This window comes from Noviherbaspirillum sp. L7-7A (assembly GCF_019052805.1).
Taxonomy (GTDB): domain Bacteria; phylum Pseudomonadota; class Gammaproteobacteria; order Burkholderiales; family Burkholderiaceae_D; genus Noviherbaspirillum_A.
This window is the reverse complement of record NZ_JAHQRJ010000001.1, coordinates 2,105,215-2,119,868: the sequence shown is the minus strand read 5'-3', so window position 1 is coordinate 2,119,868 and position 14,654 is coordinate 2,105,215. Positions and strand designations below refer to the sequence as shown.

Genomic DNA, 14,654 nt, shown 5'->3' with positions numbered 1-14,654 from the left:
GTGAATTTGGCATGCCGGCGATAGTATGATTTTTATCGCAGCGCGTCAAACGACCCGCATCGCCGGCTTGCGCAATCACGGTGCGGCCAGGTCGGCTTCCGAGGTGAAGGCGTCGGCATAGAATTCGTCGGCCGGCAGCTTGCACTGCGCGGTGAAGTCATTCTGGGCCGCATTCACCATGGCCGGCGCGCCGCAGGCATAGACCTGGTAACCGGACAGGTCGGGCAGGTCTTCGATCACGGCGCGATGCACGAAGCCGGTGCGGCCCTGCCAGTTGTCCTCGGGTTTGGCATCCGATATCACCGGCACGTAGCGGAAGTTGGGCAGGGTCTCGGCCCACTCGCGGCACAGCGCATCCATGTACAGGTCGCCCGGCCGGCGGCCGCCCCAGTACAGGGTGATCGGACGCGTCATCTTGTTGTGCTGCGCCTGTTCCACCATGGCCTTGATCGGCGCGAACCCGGTGCCGGAAGCCAGCATCACGATGGGCTTGCTGCTGTCCTCGCGCAGGAAGAAGGTGCCCAGCGGGCCTTCGAAGCGCAGGATGTCGCGCTCCTTCATCGTGTTGAATACATGGTCGGTGAAGACGCCGCCCGGCAGATGGCGGATGTGGAGCGTCAGGTGCTCGTCCAGGTGCGGCGCATTGGCCATGCTGTAGCTGCGGCGGCGGCCATCCTTCAGGATGAATTCGATGAACTGGCCGGCGCGGTACTGCAGCCGCTCGTTGGCCGGCAGCTGCAGCGACAGCACGATCACATCGTCGGTGACGCGGTCTATCTTAGCCACCCGGGTCGGCATTTTCTTGATCGGGAATTCGCCGATGCCCAGCACCTCGCGCGCCTCGATCACCAGGTCGCTGTGCGGCACGGCGCAGCAGAACAGGGCGAAGCCGCGCGCCTCGTCGGCCACCGGCAGCGCCCGTTCCTGGTGGGCCCGATGGCTGACCTCGCCCGAAACCAGCTTGCCGCGGCAGCTGCCGCAGGCGCCGTTCTTGCAGCCGTAGGGCAGGCCGACGCCGGCGCGGATGGCGGCGGCCAGCACGGTTTCGTCTTCGTCGCAGCTGAATTGGCGGCCGCTGGGCTCTACCGTTACTTGGAAAGTCATACAATCCCGCAAATGAAAAAATTGTCCATGAATAAGATCGGCAAGCCACGGCTGCTGATCATTGGTTGCGGCGACGTCGGCATGCGGCTGTTGCCGCTGGTGCGCGACCGCTTTCGGGTCTATGCGGCGACCAGCCAGCCGGCGCGTCATGCCGAACTGCGCGCGGCCGGCGCCGTGCCGCTGACGGCAAACCTGGATCAGCCGGCGACGCTGGCGCGTCTGGCGCGGCTGGCCAGTCATGTCATTCACCTGGCGCCGCCGCCCGCCGCGGGCGCCATTGACAGCCGCACCCGCAATCTGGCCGCCATTTTACCCCAGGGTACCAGCCTGGTTTATGTGAGTACCACCGGGGTCTATGGCGACTGCGGCGGCGCGGTGTTCGATGAAACCCGGCCGGTGCGGCCGGCCAATCCGCGCGCGGTGCGCAGGGTGGATGCCGAGCGCGTGCTGCGGCGCTGGGCGAAAAGATCAGGCGGGCGGTTGGCAATATTGAGAGTGCCGGGCATCTATGCCCATGACCGGCTGCCGCTGGAGCGGCTGCACAAGGGCACGCCGGCGCTGGTGGCCGAGGACGATGTCTACACCAACCATATCCACGCCGACGACCTGGCGCGGCTGATTTTGCTGGCGCTGTTTCGCGGCGCGCCGTCGCGCCTCTATCACGCCGTGGACGACAGCGACATGCGCATGGCCGAGTATTTCGATGCGGTGGCCGACGCCTGCCAGCTGCCGCGGCCGCCGCGCCTGCCGCGCGCCCAGTTGCGCGAGGCGGTGTCGCCGATGATGCTGTCCTTCATGTCGGAGTCGCGCCGCCTGCGCAACGACCGCATCATGCAGGAACTGGGCATGCGGCTGCATTATCCGACGGTGCAATCGGCGCTGGCAGCGCTGCCAGCGCCGGCGCACCAGGGCTGACCCCGACGCGTTTTACTGGGTGATTTCCAGCACCGTCACCTCGCCATCCGCCGCATTCCAGCTGCGCCCGGCAAGGCGCTCGCCGTTGAACTCGGCCTGGACTGCGCGTGGCGCGGTTTCCTGCAGCAGCAGCTTGCTGCTGGCCAGCATGCCGCCGTGGGGCGGCAGGCCGGCGGGCGCGCGGCCATCCAGCAGCATGCGGTCGCGGCCGGCGTCGAGGTAGCCGCGCGGCCGGGTCAGGATCACGATCTGCTTCGCTGCACGGTCGGCTTCGGCGATACGCTCCGGCCGCAGGATCACGATGTCGCTGGAGCGCGGAAAGCCGCTGCGGTAGACGTGGGTGGTCGCATAGCCCGGCGCGCCGATCACGAACTCGTAGGGCCTGTTGGCCTGCGCCCGGAACGGGCCCCACTTGCCGTCGGCGGCGATGGTCTGCACATGCAGCGGCTGGCCGATGCGCGCGCCGGCATCCGGGCCATCCGGCTGCACTGCATACACTTCCAGCTTCGCCCCGGGCAGCGGGAGATTGTTGGCGAAGTTGCCGGATTTCGCATCCAGCGGGTCGATGCCGGAGCCGGTCACCATGCCGGACAACTGCACCTGCGACTCGGGCGCAATGTCCAGGCGAACCGGCGCGTGTCCGGTGATGAAGCGGTAGGTCGCCTCGAATGCCGGTGCGCTGTACGAGGTTTCACGGTGGTCGATGCCGGGGACGACCACATTGCGCGCGCCCTTCAGTTCCGGCCCGGCGTAGTCGACGCCGGTGGGTTTGCCGGTGCTTGCCGGCCAGCCGGCGTCGGGCTGGGCATATTTGTCGTTGTTGTCCGAGCGTATCGTCATCCAGCGCACCGGGCCGGCGACTTCGTCGCCGGCGGCGTTCTTCGGCGCGTTCAGGCCGGTCAGGAAAGAGCCGGTGCCGGCGAATTCATTGCCTTCGCGCTCACCGGCGCGCGACCACACGCCATGGTTGGGCGTGCCGCCGAGGATCGCATGGGAGACGGCCACCGTGCCGGTCTGCTGCATGCTGGTCTGGATGTAATTGCGGATCGCATTGCCGCCGCGGGAGTTGCCCACCAAAACCACCTTGCTGGCGCCGGTCTGGCGCAGCACCTGGTCGATTTCCTTCTTCAGGTAATCGCGGTGCTCGGCGGTGGAGGTACGGCCGGGCTGCGGCTTGCCGTCGTCGTCGCGCGCCAGCGGGTAGGGCAGGTTGATCGCATGCAGGTGCGAGCGCGGCCAGCCATTGCTCTCGAAACGCCAGTAGGTGGTTTGCCAGAGCGCGGCGCTGTCGCCATTGCCGTGCACGAAGACGATGGGCGGCGTGGCATCGGCGGTGGTATTGGTGTCGCCCTGGCTGGCGCAGCCTGCCATCAGCGCGGCCGCAAACAGGGGAAGAGTTAGGACAGGCTTCATTGGGTCTCCTTAATTTTTGTCAAAAGCAAGCAGTGCAGGACACTACAGGATTGCGGCCACGTCCGCCAACGGGCCCGTCATAGATTCTGCGAGGGAGAGTTGAATTGAAGAAAGCGGCAGGATGCGCGGCTCGGCTGTAAAAATTACACGGCTTTACCGGCAGGCCACGTTGTTGCAGGCATCCATACGCCAATTGCTGCCTGCGCAGCGGCATGGTATCGAATTTGCATTGGCCGTGCCCGCATCGGGCCGGGCACAAACGCCGGGCCGTCCTATCCAGACAGGCGCCATACCATGCAAAACGATGCCTCCGACCCTGAAAGGTCGTTCGACGAGCTTTCCCGCGCAGCCCTGACGCGGCGCGGCTTCATCCAGACCGCGGTGGCCACCATAGGCGGGCTGGCCACGCCGCTGGGAGGCGCCGAGGCGGCTCCGGCGCGGCCAGCCAACGCAACGCCGGCGGCGGCGGCCGCCGTGCCGGTGCTGCTGCGCATCAACGGCCGCGAACACCGGCTGAACCTGGAGCCGCGGGTCACCCTGCTGGACGCGCTGCGGGAAGTGGTGGGGCTGACCGGCGCCAAGAAAGGCTGCGACCGTGGCCAGTGCGGCGCCTGCACCGTGCTGGTGGAAGGACGCCGCATCAATGCCTGCCTGACGCTGGCCATCATGCATGAAGGCCAGGAAGTCACCACCATCGAAGGACTGGGGCAGCAAGGCGCGCTGCATCCGCTGCAGGCGGCCTTCATCGAGCGCGACGCCTTCCAGTGCGGCTACTGCACGCCGGGCCAGATCTGCTCGGCCGCCGGCCTGCTCAACGAAGCTGCCGCGAATGCCGCCAGCGCCGTCACGAAAGATGTGCGCCAAATACCGATCGCACTGGACGCACAGGAAATCCGCGAGCGCATGAGCGGCAATCTCTGCCGCTGCGGCGCTTACCCGAATATCGTTGCGGCGGTGCAGGACGTCGCCAGCGTCAAACGCTAGCCCGAAGGCCATCATGCATCCCTTTTCCTATGAACGTCCGGCCGATGTGGCGCAGGCAGTCGCGCTGGCCCAGCAGCCGGGCGCCCGCTTCATCGGCGGCGGCACCAATCTGCTGGACCTGATGAAGAACGGCGTCGAGACGCCGCAGCGCCTGATCGATGTCAGCCGCCTGCCGCTGGCGGCCATCACCGAGCTGCCGCAGGGCGGCCTGCGCATCGGCGCACTGGCCCGCAACAGCGATACCGCCAACCATCCGCTGGTGCGGCAGCGCTATCCGCTTCTGTCGCAGGCCTTCCTGTCGGGCGCCTCGCCGCAGCTGCGCAACATGGCGACCGTGGGCGGCAATCTGCTGCAGCGCACCCGCTGCTACTACTTCTACGACACCGCGTTCGACAAGTGCAACAAGCGCCAGCCCGGATCGGGCTGCGCCGCCCGCGAAGGCTACAACCGCATCCATGCCATCCTCGGCGCCAACGAGCAGTGCATCGCGACTAACCCGTCCGACATGAGCGTGGCGCTGGCTGCGCTGGACGCGGTGGTGCAGGTGCGCGGGCCAAATGGCGAGCGCGCCATCGCCATGACCGACTTTCATACGCTGCCCGGCGACACGCCGCAGCGCGACAGCGTGCTGCAGCCCGGCGAACTGATCCTTGGCGTGGACCTGCCGCCGGCCATGCATGCAGACCACAGCCATTACCTGAAGGTGCGCGACCGCGCCAGCTATGCCTTCGCGCTGGTGTCGGTGGCGGCGGCGCTGCGGATGGAAAACGAGGTGGTGCGCGAGGCCCGCATCGCGCTTGGCGGGGTGGCGCACAAGCCCTGGCGCGCGCGCGAGGCCGAGGCCCTCCTGGTGGGCCAGGCATTGACCGCGGAGGTGCTCGACCAGTGCGCGGCGGCGGCGCTGGCCGGCGCCAAAGGCTATGAGCACAACGCTTTCAAGATCGCGCTCGCCCAGCGGGCCATCACACGCGCATTGCGCAAGGCGGGGCAGACAGCATGACTTCCACAGGACAGCCACTCAATCGCGTCGATGGCGTACGCAAGGTCACGGGCACGGCTACCTTTTCGGCCGAGCACAAGATACCGCGGCTGGCGCATGCGGTGATGGTGATGAGCACCATTGCCAACGGCCGCATCAGCGCGGTCGACAGCCTTGAGGCGGAACGCATGCCCGGCGTGATCGCGGTGCTGACGCACAAGAACGCGCCGCGCCTGCCGTCGGCCGGCAAGGCCGCCGCCGGCCAGCCGCCGGCGGGAAGGGTGCTCAACCTGCTGCAGGACGACCGGGTGCACTACAACAACCAGCCGGTGGCCCTGGTGGTGGCCGAAACGCTGGAACAGGCCGCCGACGCGGCGCGCCATGTACGTTTCAGCTACCACGCTGAACAGGCAACCCTGGACTTTGAAAAGGCCAAGCTGCAGCCGGTCGATCCGAAGAAGGCCAAGGACGGCCCGGCCGACACCAGCCGCGGCAATCTCGATGCCGGCATCGCCGCGGCGGCGGCGCAGATCGACGTGGCCTATCGCACGCCGATGGAGCATCACAATCCGATGGAGCCGCATGCCACCATCGCGGTCTGGGAAGGCGAGCACCTGACGCTGTACGACTCGACCCAGTACGTCACCGGCGACCGCAACGCCGTGGCCAAGACGCTGGGCATCGCGCCTGACAAGGTGCGCGTGGTCTGCCCTTATGTGGGCGGCGGCTTCGGCTGCAAGGGCTCGACCTGGTCGCATGTGGTGCTGGCGGCAATGGCCGCGCGCCGCGCCGGCCGCCCGGTGAAGCTGGTGCTGGACCGGCCGCAGATGTTCGGCCCGGTGGGCGGGCGGCCCAACACCGAGCAGCGCATGCTGCTGGCCGCCGGACGCGATGGCGCGCTGACGGCAGTACGCCACAATGTGCTGGCCAGCACCTCGTTCCAGGAAGACTGGCTGGAAACCGCCGCGCTTGTCACCCGCATGATGTACGAGTCGCCCAACCAGCAGACCACGCACCGCCTGGCCCGGCTCAACATCGGCACGCCGACCTTCATGCGCGCACCCGGCGAGGCCACTGGCAGCTTCGCGCTCGAATGCGCGATGGACGAGCTTGCATATGAAATGAAGGTCGACCCGATCGACCTGCGCATGCGCAATTACGCGCAGCGCGACCCGGAAAAGGACAAGCCGTGGTCCAGCAATGCGCTGCGCGAATGCTATCGGGTCGGCGCCGAGCGCTTCGGCTGGGCCAGGCGCGATCCGCGTCCGCTGTCCATGCGCGACGGCAGCACCCTGATCGGCATGGGCATGGCCAGCGCGACCTATCCGGCCAATCGCTCCGCCGCCAAGGCCAGCGCGCGCCTGCTGCCCGACGGCAGCGCGGTGGTGAGTTCCGGCACCCAGGACCTTGGCACCGGCACCTATACCGTGATGACCCAGGTGGCCGCCGATGCATTGGGCCTGGCGCCGGACAAGGTGCGTTTCGAACTCGGCGACTCGGCGCTGCCCCAGGCACCGGTATCGGGCGGCTCGCAGTCCGTGGCCAGCGTTTCGCCGGCGGTGCAGGCGGCCTGCGCGGCCCTGCGCGACAAGCTGGTCGGCCTGGCGCTGGCCGACCGCAGGTCGCCACTGGCCGGCGCCAGCCCGGACGACGTCGGCATGGACAACGGCTGGCTGTTCCTGCGTTCGTCGACGGACCGGCGCGAACCCTATGCCGCCATCCTCGCCCGCAACGGCGGGCGGGCGCTCGAAGCCAGCGGCGAGGCCAGGGCCGGCAGCGAGAAGGAGGCGTATTCGATGCATTCCTTCGGCGCCGTGTTTGCCGAAGTCCATGTGGATGCCGACCTCGGCGAAGTCCGGGTGCCGCGCATCACCGCGGCCTATGGCGTGGGCCAGCTGCTCAATGCCAAGACCGGCCACAGCCAGCTGATGGGCGGCATCGTCTGGGGCGTGGGCATGGCCCTGATGGAAGCCACCGAATACGACCTGCGCTATGGCCGCGCGGTCAATGCCAACCTGGCTGAATACCATGTGCCGGTGAATGCCGACATCGGCGCAATCGACATCGTGGTGGTGCCGGAAAAGGATGCGCATATCAATCCGCTGGGCGCCAAGGGCATCGGCGAGATCGGCATCACGGGCGTGGCGGCAGCGATTGCCAACGCCGTCTATCACGCCACCGGCAAGCGGGTGCGGGACCTGCCGATCACGCTGGACAAGCTGCTCTGACGAGGTTGTCAGAAGCCTGAGCAGCTTTAGCAGGCTGTTAAAAAATGAATTGCAGGCGCCACGCACCTATGGAGTTTGCTTATTTATTCAGTAAAAGCAGCCAGTTTTGCACAAATGTTAAGCAGATTCATTGTGCTGCAATACATGCGAAAGCGTTTTTCAACAGCCTGTTAGCTGGACTTTGTCCATTTTTGAGGGAAAGGAGGTAAGCCCGAAGGGGCCTATCATGGTGTAACCACTCCTGCACGAGAGGTCATCATGAAATCGTTTCCCTTCGAGCTTACTCAGCTCAGTCTATTATTCCGCCCTATGTTTTCCAAGGTCGTCTGGCCGTCGGTGCAGCTATTGCTGGCTGGCGCCATTTTGGCGGTGGGCACGCGCACCGTCACTGCGGTGCTGCACGTCATGGGGCATTCTGAAGAGCAGCAATTTCAGAAGTTCCATCGCATCCTCAACCGGGTTAAATGGTCGCCTCTGGCGGCAAGCCGGCGCCTTCTGCTAGCCTTGATGGAGGCATTTGTTCCGCACGGACCGCTGGTCATGGCCCTCGATGACACAATTGAGCGACGCCAAGGCGCCCGGATTGCGGCCAAAGGTATCTATCGGGATCCGGTCCGCTCCAGTCACAGCCATTTCGTTAAAGCCAGCGGCTTGCGATGGCTATGCCTGATGCTGATTGCTCCGATTCCTTGGGCCCACCGTGATTGGGCCTTGCCATTCTGCACCGCACTTACGCCATCAGAACGCTATTACCATGAACGTGGCCGGCGCCCCAGCAAACTGACGGACCGTGCACGGCAAATGCTGTTCATGGTCAAACGCTGGCTGCCGCAGCGAGACATCGTGATCGTCGCTGACAGCAGCTTCGCTGCTATCGACTTGCTGGCGGCTGTGTCACCGCAAGTCTGTGTCATTACGCGCTTGCGGTTGGATGCCGCTTTATATGAGCCGGCTGCGCCGCGCCGGGCCAATAAAGTCGGCCGCCCACGGCGCAAAGGCGTGCGCCTCCCGACGCTGCAGACAGTATTGGCAAATCCCAGGACAATGTGGCAGACGGTCACGGTCACACGCTGGTATAGCCAAGGAGAACGGAATGTCCAAGTGGCCTCTGGCACGGCACTCTGGTATCACACGGGCAAGCCAGTTGTGCCATTGCGATGGGTACTGGTACGTGACCCACAGCGTCGATTCAAACCCCAGGCGTTTCTCTGTACCAATCAGAAAGCATCACCCGACCAAATCCTGAATTGGTTCGTCAAGCGCTGGCAGGTGGAAGTGACCTTTGAGGAAGCACGTGCCCACCTGGGTATGGAAACACAACGCCAATGGTCTGCGCGAGCCATTGCTCGCACCACGCCGGTGATCCTGGCGCTGTATTCCATTGTTGCCTTACTGGCGAAGCAACGAATCAAGGAACAACCGATCATTCTGCGACATGCCGCTTGGTATAAGAAGGAGGTCGCAACATTCTCCGACACGATCGCTCTGGTGCGTCGGTGGTTCTGGTGCAAACAGGCTTTATCAACATCAGAAGGCCCGTCTGAGATGATAAAAATCCCGCTACCTCTATTCGACCGCTTGACCGAGACGCTCAGTTACGCCGCCTGAAGGGATAAAGTCCAGGTTAGAAGTTGTTACAAAAAGCCCAAAGGGGCTCTGTTAACTTATTGGCGATTCTGTTGACCTTTCCGGTTGTGACAGTGGGGGCTAAGGAGATGGGAAAGCCCATCGTTGATGACGAATTGCGGGCACTAATTGAGCCACTTCTGCTGCCTCGGAAACCGAGGTGCTTCAAGTATCCTGGTCGGATGCCCATATCGGACCGTGCAGCGCTAACGGGTATCCTATTCGTGCTCAGAAGCGGCATTCGCTGGAGCGAGCTAACCGTTGAAATGGGCTGCGGTTCGGGCGTAAGCTGCTGGCGTCGACGCGACTGGCAGCAAGCCGGCGTATGGGAGCAGTTGCATATCCTACTGCTGTTGAAATTGCGCGCTGCTGATCGCATCGATTTTTCTCGCGTCATCGTCGGTTCTTCTCCCATTCGTGCTGTTGGGACGGGTCTAAAACAGGTCCGAACCCCACTGATCGTGCGCAACCAGACTCCAAGCACCATCCCGCCACCGATGCCAATGGCGCATTGCTCGCCGCAATCCTGACTGGTGCCAATCGCAACGACGTCACCCAGCTTGAACCGCTGGTCGCTGCGATTCCTCCCATCGCGAGCCGCCGCGGCCGCGCACTCCAGAAGCCGCAACGCGTTTATGCAGATCGCGGCTATGACCACGACAAATATCGCCGACTGCTTCACGCCAACGGTATTGCTACAGCGATTGCTCGCCGGGACCAACCCCATAGTAGTGGCCTTGGCAAAATTCGATGGGTCGTCGAGCGGACACATGCTTGGTTATACGCCAATCGTCGTCTTCGTGTTCGCCATGAACGGCGGGCCGACATCCACGAAGCCCTCTTACAAATCGCTTTTTGCCTGATATGCTGGCGCACACTCAAATGGTCATTTTGAAACAGCTTCTTAGCTGGACTTTATCCCTTCAGGCGGCGTAACTGAGCGTCTCGGTCAAGCGGTCGAATAGAGGTAGCGGGATTTTTATCATCTCAGACGGGCCTTCTGATGTTGATAAAGCCTGTTTGCACCAGAACCACCGACGCACCAGAGCGATCGTGTCGGAGAATGTTGCGACCTCCTTCTTATACCAAGCGGCATGTCGCAGAATGATCGGTTGTTCCTTGATTCGTTGCTTCGCCAGTAAGGCAACAATGGAATACAGCGCCAGGATCACCGGCGTGGTGCGAGCAATGGCTCGCGCAGACCATTGGCGTTGTGTTTCCATACCCAGGTGGGCACGTGCTTCCTCAAAGGTCACTTCCACCTGCCAGCGCTTGACGAACCAATTCAGGATTTGGTCGGGTGATGCTTTCTGATTGGTACAGAGAAACGCCTGGGGTTTGAATCGACGCTGTGGGTCACGTACCAGTACCCATCGCAATGGCACAACTGGCTTGCCCGTGTGATACCAGAGTGCCGTGCCAGAGGCCACTTGGACATTCCGTTCTCCTTGGCTATACCAGCGTGTGACCGTGACCGTCTGCCACATTGTCCTGGGATTTGCCAATACTGTCTGCAGCGTCGGGAGGCGCACGCCTTTGCGCCGTGGGCGGCCGACTTTATTGGCCCGGCGCGGCGCAGCCGGCTCATATAAAGCGGCATCCAACCGCAAGCGCGTAATGACACAGACTTGCGGTGACACAGCCGCCAGCAAGTCGATAGCAGCGAAGCTGCTGTCAGCGACGATCACGATGTCTCGCTGCGGCAGCCAGCGTTTGACCATGAACAGCATTTGCCGTGCACGGTCCGTCAGTTTGCTGGGGCGCCGGCCACGTTCATGGTAATAGCGTTCTGATGGCGTAAGTGCGGTGCAGAATGGCAAGGCCCAATCACGGTGGGCCCAAGGAATCGGAGCAATCAGCATCAGGCATAGCCATCGCAAGCCGCTGGCTTTAACGAAATGGCTGTGACTGGAGCGGACCGGATCCCGATAGATACCTTTGGCCGCAATCCGGGCGCCTTGGCGTCGCTCAATTGTGTCATCGAGGGCCATGACCAGCGGTCCGTGCGGAACAAATGCCTCCATCAAGGCTAGCAGAAGGCGCCGGCTTGCCGCCAGAGGCGACCATTTAACCCGGTTGAGGATGCGATGGAACTTCTGAAATTGCTGCTCTTCAGAATGCCCCATGACGTGCAGCACCGCAGTGACGGTGCGCGTGCCCACCGCCAAAATGGCGCCAGCCAGCAATAGCTGCACCGACGGCCAGACGACCTTGGAAAACATAGGGCGGAATAATAGACTGAGCTGAGTAAGCTCGAAGGGAAACGATTTCATGATGACCTCTCGTGCAGGAGTGGTTACACCATGATAGGCCCCTTCGGGCTTACCTCCTTTCCCTCAAAAATGGACAAAGTCCAGCTTAGGCATTGATCATGATGACGGGGTGCAGCATCAGCAACAGGCGCTGCAGCCGCAGGGCCTGCTCGAGCATTACGGACAGATTTTCGGCATAGGCATGTACTGTCAGATGTTCAAGTAAATCCGATCGTGACAATACAATCTGCATTTGCTCGTCTAGACCGAACACCCCTTGGTTTTGCAACAATGTGTAGTGATTTATTTCGAGTATTGTGCCCAGCACGAATTCTTGCGTGATGGTTGGAAAGCCAGATATGCACGAAATCCATACATCGGTGACAACCGCATTATCGCTGTCATTAAGTGCGCTAACTACAGGAAAACCCGGCTCGAAAAACAACTCGAAGGAACGCGGGGTGCTTAACGAAAGACGACAATCATGCCGTTCCATATCGAGGATGAAGGCATGGAAAAGATCAGACATATAGGCCGGCTTCCAAAGCTGAAACAGCCCGCGTTGTGGTTTCCGCACGCGCGAAGATGGTCGCGCTGTCCATCAACGCCCCGAGCCGAGCGCTCAGTCTTGCCAACGCCGCGGGGATATCGCCGCAGTTTGCCTGGTTTAGCGGAACAGATTGAAATGCCGCCATTCTGCCGTTTGTGTCCACCCGGCTAAAGCAAGTCTGTGAGCCCAAGCGCATTGTGTAATTTCGTTGCAGCATAAAAATGCTCATTGCGTATTCATCCAGAGCCACATTGCCTTGGATGGTCAATGGGCGCTCAATGCCGAGGATGCAGCGCTTGTTGTCAGCATGCAGACGCAGTATTACTGTGCTGCCATCGTTTCCAACAAAGCGGACTGTGGCTTCTTCGAGCGGCGCGGTGGCTGCTTCAATATCCCATTGCTTCGCTAGCAGTTGGACAAGCTGGTTGAATTGCTCGTGCACGTTCATGTTGTCGCTGTTTCGTTAGGCAATGCCTCGGCACTTGCTGACAGCCGCTTGCGTGCAAGAGCATCGAATGCCGCTTCGAGCGTAAGCTGTTTGTCGGACTTACTGCTGGGCCAGCCTGACTTACGGTTGATAAATGCCCTCAAGCTGGCCTCGTCAATATGAGCAGACGCTTCTTCCATCGAGTCGAATGTCAAACATATCGCCCTGTCATTGTCGAGTAAGCCATTGGCACGTATCTGCTCGAAAAACCGCACTTCAGCTTCTAATTGCGCGGCCTTGATCTGCGCTCGCGATGCATTGAAACTGGCAAGGCTAAGCTCGCCGTTGTAGACGATATACGCATTAAGCCCAGCTTCGTGAACACGCAAGTTGTCTGGTTTCGTTACGCTTGCAATATAACTGGGATTGATGCCTGAAATTTCGATAAGCCTGTCTTCCATAGGAGCCGAATCGCTTGCCAACTTGGCAGGGGTAGAGCTAAGCAATTGTGCGGTCGTGCCGTTATCGTCGAAAGACAAGACCATGGTCTGAGCAAAACTCACTGCACGTTGCATCTGTTCTTTCATATCCTCTGATATAAGGCCATTGTTCTGCTTTTTCCCGCCGTGCGCATAGTCGTTAAGCAAATGAGACGGCACATTGGTGCCGACACCCCCGTCAACTACGGTCTTGCTTTTCCCTTGAAGGATCAGGTTGACCGGTGCGATAAGCTTGGGAATCGCCATTGACGCACGCATTGCACTTGCAATAGGCAAATGTGGCGTCGTTTGTGCATCGAAGATCTCCAGCTTCTTGTCAGTTTCGTTGAACCCGGTAAGCACCAATAGTTTGAAATGTGCAGGGTCGAACTGATGCAGCAGGGCCAGATCGCTGAACGTGACTTGATAACTTTTGTGTGTTTGGAGCTCTGCGTCGAGCTTCAAAAGCAGTTCCTTCTGTTCGGCGGGCAAGGGAGACTGGTTGATTAGTAGAGAAGTAAAATGAGCTCGTACATTCTCGCGCAAGACTTGCTGAAACGTCCGCAATAATTTTTTGGCTGGCTTGTTGGCGATGCTATTAAGCACGCTGGAACCCAGGCCGCTGTATGTGTCAATGGCAAGCTCTGTCCCATACTGGCCGTTTTCCATCAAACCTAGAGCAATCGGGGACGAGATTGTGGAGTTACATCCACCTGATGCGTCTGATTCTTCGGCGTCGCCCAATTGGTCCTTCATGTCGAGTCCTTTCGTCAGCTGCGCAAAGCGCTCCGCGCTGATCCCCGTGGCTAGACAAGCGGCCGTAAGCGCACCCGCGGATGTGCCGGCAATACTCCTCAAATCCCTAGTCAATCCGCAAGTTTCCAGAACGTTCAGAACGGCCACATAGCTTTGTCCCCTAACGCCGCCGCCCTTGAATACCAAGTTTGAGATCGGTGGAGCGGGCATGAGAATGCATATCTTCTGGTCGCTGTTTGAAAAAATTTGGAGCGGATGCTGTGCGACGAAGGTCTGGCGTAGCTCCAACAATTTTTTTTGAGCGTTAAGGTGGGCTCGGCCAATATCTGCCCCCGTCAAAAGCGGCGTGCGCTGAAAATCTTCGGTGAGCTTGAGCAGCGCACAATGGACATGACCGATTTCTTTTTGATTTAGTCTTAATTCGCGTGCAAGCGAATTTGCCTGCCTCGACAGATATTCATCATAGCGTTCCAGGTACGCCGCAAGGCGCGTCTGCGACTTCACCACTGCGTCGCTCAGTTCATCCGCAGATGGACTGAAATGCATCTTAGATTGGGGGTGTAAACCGGTGGTGTTTGAGGTGAGCTGATTTTTAAGGGCGACATCAACAATCATTTCCCAACCCGGAAGCGAACCATTGTCTGGCGTTTTACTCCGGTATTGGCTCCATCTGTCTAATTGATCCATGCACTATGCCCCTGTTTAAACCAAAAAATTGCTGCCCCATCAGTTCGCACAAAAGATGTTGCAGAGCATGTTGATTGTGTGTCGTTAATAGAACTTAAGTTTCTTAATCGCACGCCAAACGAGTGGCGGCACCCGCTTTTCAGAGGCTAAGGCACTTGTATCACGGGCGGTGTCTATTGCATGTCACGTAAAAGAATGCAGGATCGATACGCAGAGTTCAGGCTTCAAGAGACTGAGCAAGAGGCTGGGATGGG

Annotated in this window: 12 protein-coding genes; 6 read left to right on the top strand and 6 right to left on the bottom strand. The window is 61.0% G+C overall.

The window, feature by feature from the left end; genetic code table 11:
* Positions 1 to 75: 75 nt before the first annotated feature.
* Positions 76 to 1,104, bottom strand: coding sequence for a CDP-6-deoxy-delta-3,4-glucoseen reductase (locus KTQ42_RS09660; RefSeq protein ID WP_217345310.1), 1,029 nt, complete (start codon positions 1,102 to 1,104; stop codon positions 76 to 78).
* A 27-nt stretch (positions 1,105 to 1,131) separates the two neighbouring features.
* On the opposite strand from KTQ42_RS09660, the gene KTQ42_RS09655 reads away from it, so the two are divergent.
* Positions 1,132 to 2,019: an SDR family oxidoreductase gene (locus KTQ42_RS09655; protein WP_217345309.1), complete on the top strand. Its 888-nt coding sequence runs from the start codon at positions 1,132 to 1,134 to the stop codon at positions 2,017 to 2,019.
* 12 nt (positions 2,020 to 2,031) lie between these two features.
* On the opposite strand, the gene KTQ42_RS09650 is transcribed toward KTQ42_RS09655, so the two are convergent.
* Complete coding sequence (locus tag KTQ42_RS09650; protein WP_217345308.1) at positions 2,032 to 3,432, bottom strand: alpha/beta fold hydrolase; 1,401 nt, start codon at positions 3,430 to 3,432, stop codon at positions 2,032 to 2,034.
* Positions 3,433 to 3,726: 294 nt separating this feature from the next.
* On the opposite strand from KTQ42_RS09650, the gene KTQ42_RS09645 reads away from it, so the two are divergent.
* The 5 genes from KTQ42_RS09645 (at position 3,727) to KTQ42_RS09625 (ending at position 10,144) form a co-directional block, all read left to right on the top strand.
* Positions 3,727 to 4,416: a 2Fe-2S iron-sulfur cluster-binding protein gene (locus KTQ42_RS09645; RefSeq protein ID WP_217345307.1), complete on the top strand. Its 690-nt coding sequence runs from the start codon at positions 3,727 to 3,729 to the stop codon at positions 4,414 to 4,416.
* Between the two features lie 13 nt (positions 4,417 to 4,429).
* Positions 4,430 to 5,416, top strand: a complete 987-nt coding sequence (locus KTQ42_RS09640; RefSeq protein ID WP_217345306.1) for a xanthine dehydrogenase family protein subunit M — start codon at positions 4,430 to 4,432, stop codon at positions 5,414 to 5,416.
* On the top strand, positions 5,413 to 7,623 hold the full coding sequence (locus KTQ42_RS09635; RefSeq protein WP_217345305.1) for a xanthine dehydrogenase family protein molybdopterin-binding subunit: 2,211 nt from the start codon (positions 5,413 to 5,415) through the stop codon (positions 7,621 to 7,623). The genes KTQ42_RS09640 and KTQ42_RS09635 overlap by 4 nt, the downstream gene beginning before the upstream one ends.
* A gap of 258 nt (positions 7,624 to 7,881) precedes the next feature.
* Entirely contained in the window at positions 7,882 to 9,231 is a 1,350-nt protein-coding gene (locus KTQ42_RS09630) for a transposase (RefSeq protein ID WP_249222705.1), read from the top strand.
* Between the two features lie 107 nt (positions 9,232 to 9,338).
* Positions 9,339 to 10,144, top strand: a protein-coding gene (locus KTQ42_RS09625) for an IS5 family transposase (protein ID WP_217345304.1) whose coding sequence is annotated in 2 segments (ribosomal slippage) — positions 9,339 to 9,678 and positions 9,678 to 10,144 — 807 coding nt in all. Because the reading frame shifts where the segments join, the coding sequence is not laid out codon by codon here.
* A gap of 28 nt (positions 10,145 to 10,172) precedes the next feature.
* Here KTQ42_RS09625 and KTQ42_RS09620 read toward each other — a convergent pair.
* The 4 genes from KTQ42_RS09620 to KTQ42_RS09605 all read right to left on the bottom strand — a co-directional run bounded on the left by KTQ42_RS09620 (position 10,173) and on the right by KTQ42_RS09605 (position 14,400).
* Positions 10,173 to 11,522, bottom strand: coding sequence for a transposase (locus KTQ42_RS09620; RefSeq protein WP_249222705.1), 1,350 nt, complete (start codon positions 11,520 to 11,522; stop codon positions 10,173 to 10,175).
* An 85-nt stretch (positions 11,523 to 11,607) separates the two neighbouring features.
* Positions 11,608 to 12,030, bottom strand: a complete 423-nt coding sequence (locus tag KTQ42_RS09615) for a hypothetical protein (protein ID WP_217345303.1) — start codon at positions 12,028 to 12,030, stop codon at positions 11,608 to 11,610.
* Complete coding sequence (locus tag KTQ42_RS09610) at positions 12,023 to 12,499, bottom strand: hypothetical protein (RefSeq protein WP_217345302.1); 477 nt, start codon at positions 12,497 to 12,499, stop codon at positions 12,023 to 12,025. Before KTQ42_RS09610 ends, KTQ42_RS09615 begins: the two co-directional genes overlap by 8 nt.
* A complete protein-coding gene (locus KTQ42_RS09605; RefSeq protein ID WP_217345301.1) occupies positions 12,496 to 14,400 on the bottom strand; it encodes a patatin-like phospholipase family protein in 1,905 nt (634 codons plus the stop codon). The genes KTQ42_RS09610 and KTQ42_RS09605 overlap by 4 nt, the downstream gene beginning before the upstream one ends.
* Positions 14,401 to 14,654 lie beyond the last annotated feature (254 nt).

Excerpts from the sequence above, each read along its gene's own strand:
- KTQ42_RS09660 (WP_217345310.1), bottom strand. The coding sequence starts at position 1,104 with ATGACTTTCCAAGTAACGGTAGAGCCCAGCGGCCGCCAATTCAGCTGC.
- KTQ42_RS09655 (WP_217345309.1), top strand. The coding sequence starts at position 1,132 with ATGAATAAGATCGGCAAGCCACGGCTGCTGATCATTGGTTGCGGCGAC.
- KTQ42_RS09650 (WP_217345308.1), bottom strand. The coding sequence starts at position 3,432 with ATGAAGCCTGTCCTAACTCTTCCCCTGTTTGCGGCCGCGCTGATGGCA.
- KTQ42_RS09645 (WP_217345307.1), top strand. The coding sequence starts at position 3,727 with ATGCAAAACGATGCCTCCGACCCTGAAAGGTCGTTCGACGAGCTTTCC.
- KTQ42_RS09640 (WP_217345306.1), top strand. The coding sequence starts at position 4,430 with ATGCATCCCTTTTCCTATGAACGTCCGGCCGATGTGGCGCAGGCAGTC.
- KTQ42_RS09635 (WP_217345305.1), top strand. The coding sequence starts at position 5,413 with ATGACTTCCACAGGACAGCCACTCAATCGCGTCGATGGCGTACGCAAG.
- KTQ42_RS09630 (WP_249222705.1), top strand. The coding sequence starts at position 7,882 with ATGAAATCGTTTCCCTTCGAGCTTACTCAGCTCAGTCTATTATTCCGC.
- KTQ42_RS09620 (WP_249222705.1), bottom strand. The coding sequence starts at position 11,522 with ATGAAATCGTTTCCCTTCGAGCTTACTCAGCTCAGTCTATTATTCCGC.
- KTQ42_RS09615 (WP_217345303.1), bottom strand. The coding sequence starts at position 12,030 with ATGTCTGATCTTTTCCATGCCTTCATCCTCGATATGGAACGGCATGAT.
- KTQ42_RS09610 (WP_217345302.1), bottom strand. The coding sequence starts at position 12,499 with ATGAACGTGCACGAGCAATTCAACCAGCTTGTCCAACTGCTAGCGAAG.
- KTQ42_RS09605 (WP_217345301.1), bottom strand. The coding sequence starts at position 14,400 with ATGGATCAATTAGACAGATGGAGCCAATACCGGAGTAAAACGCCAGAC.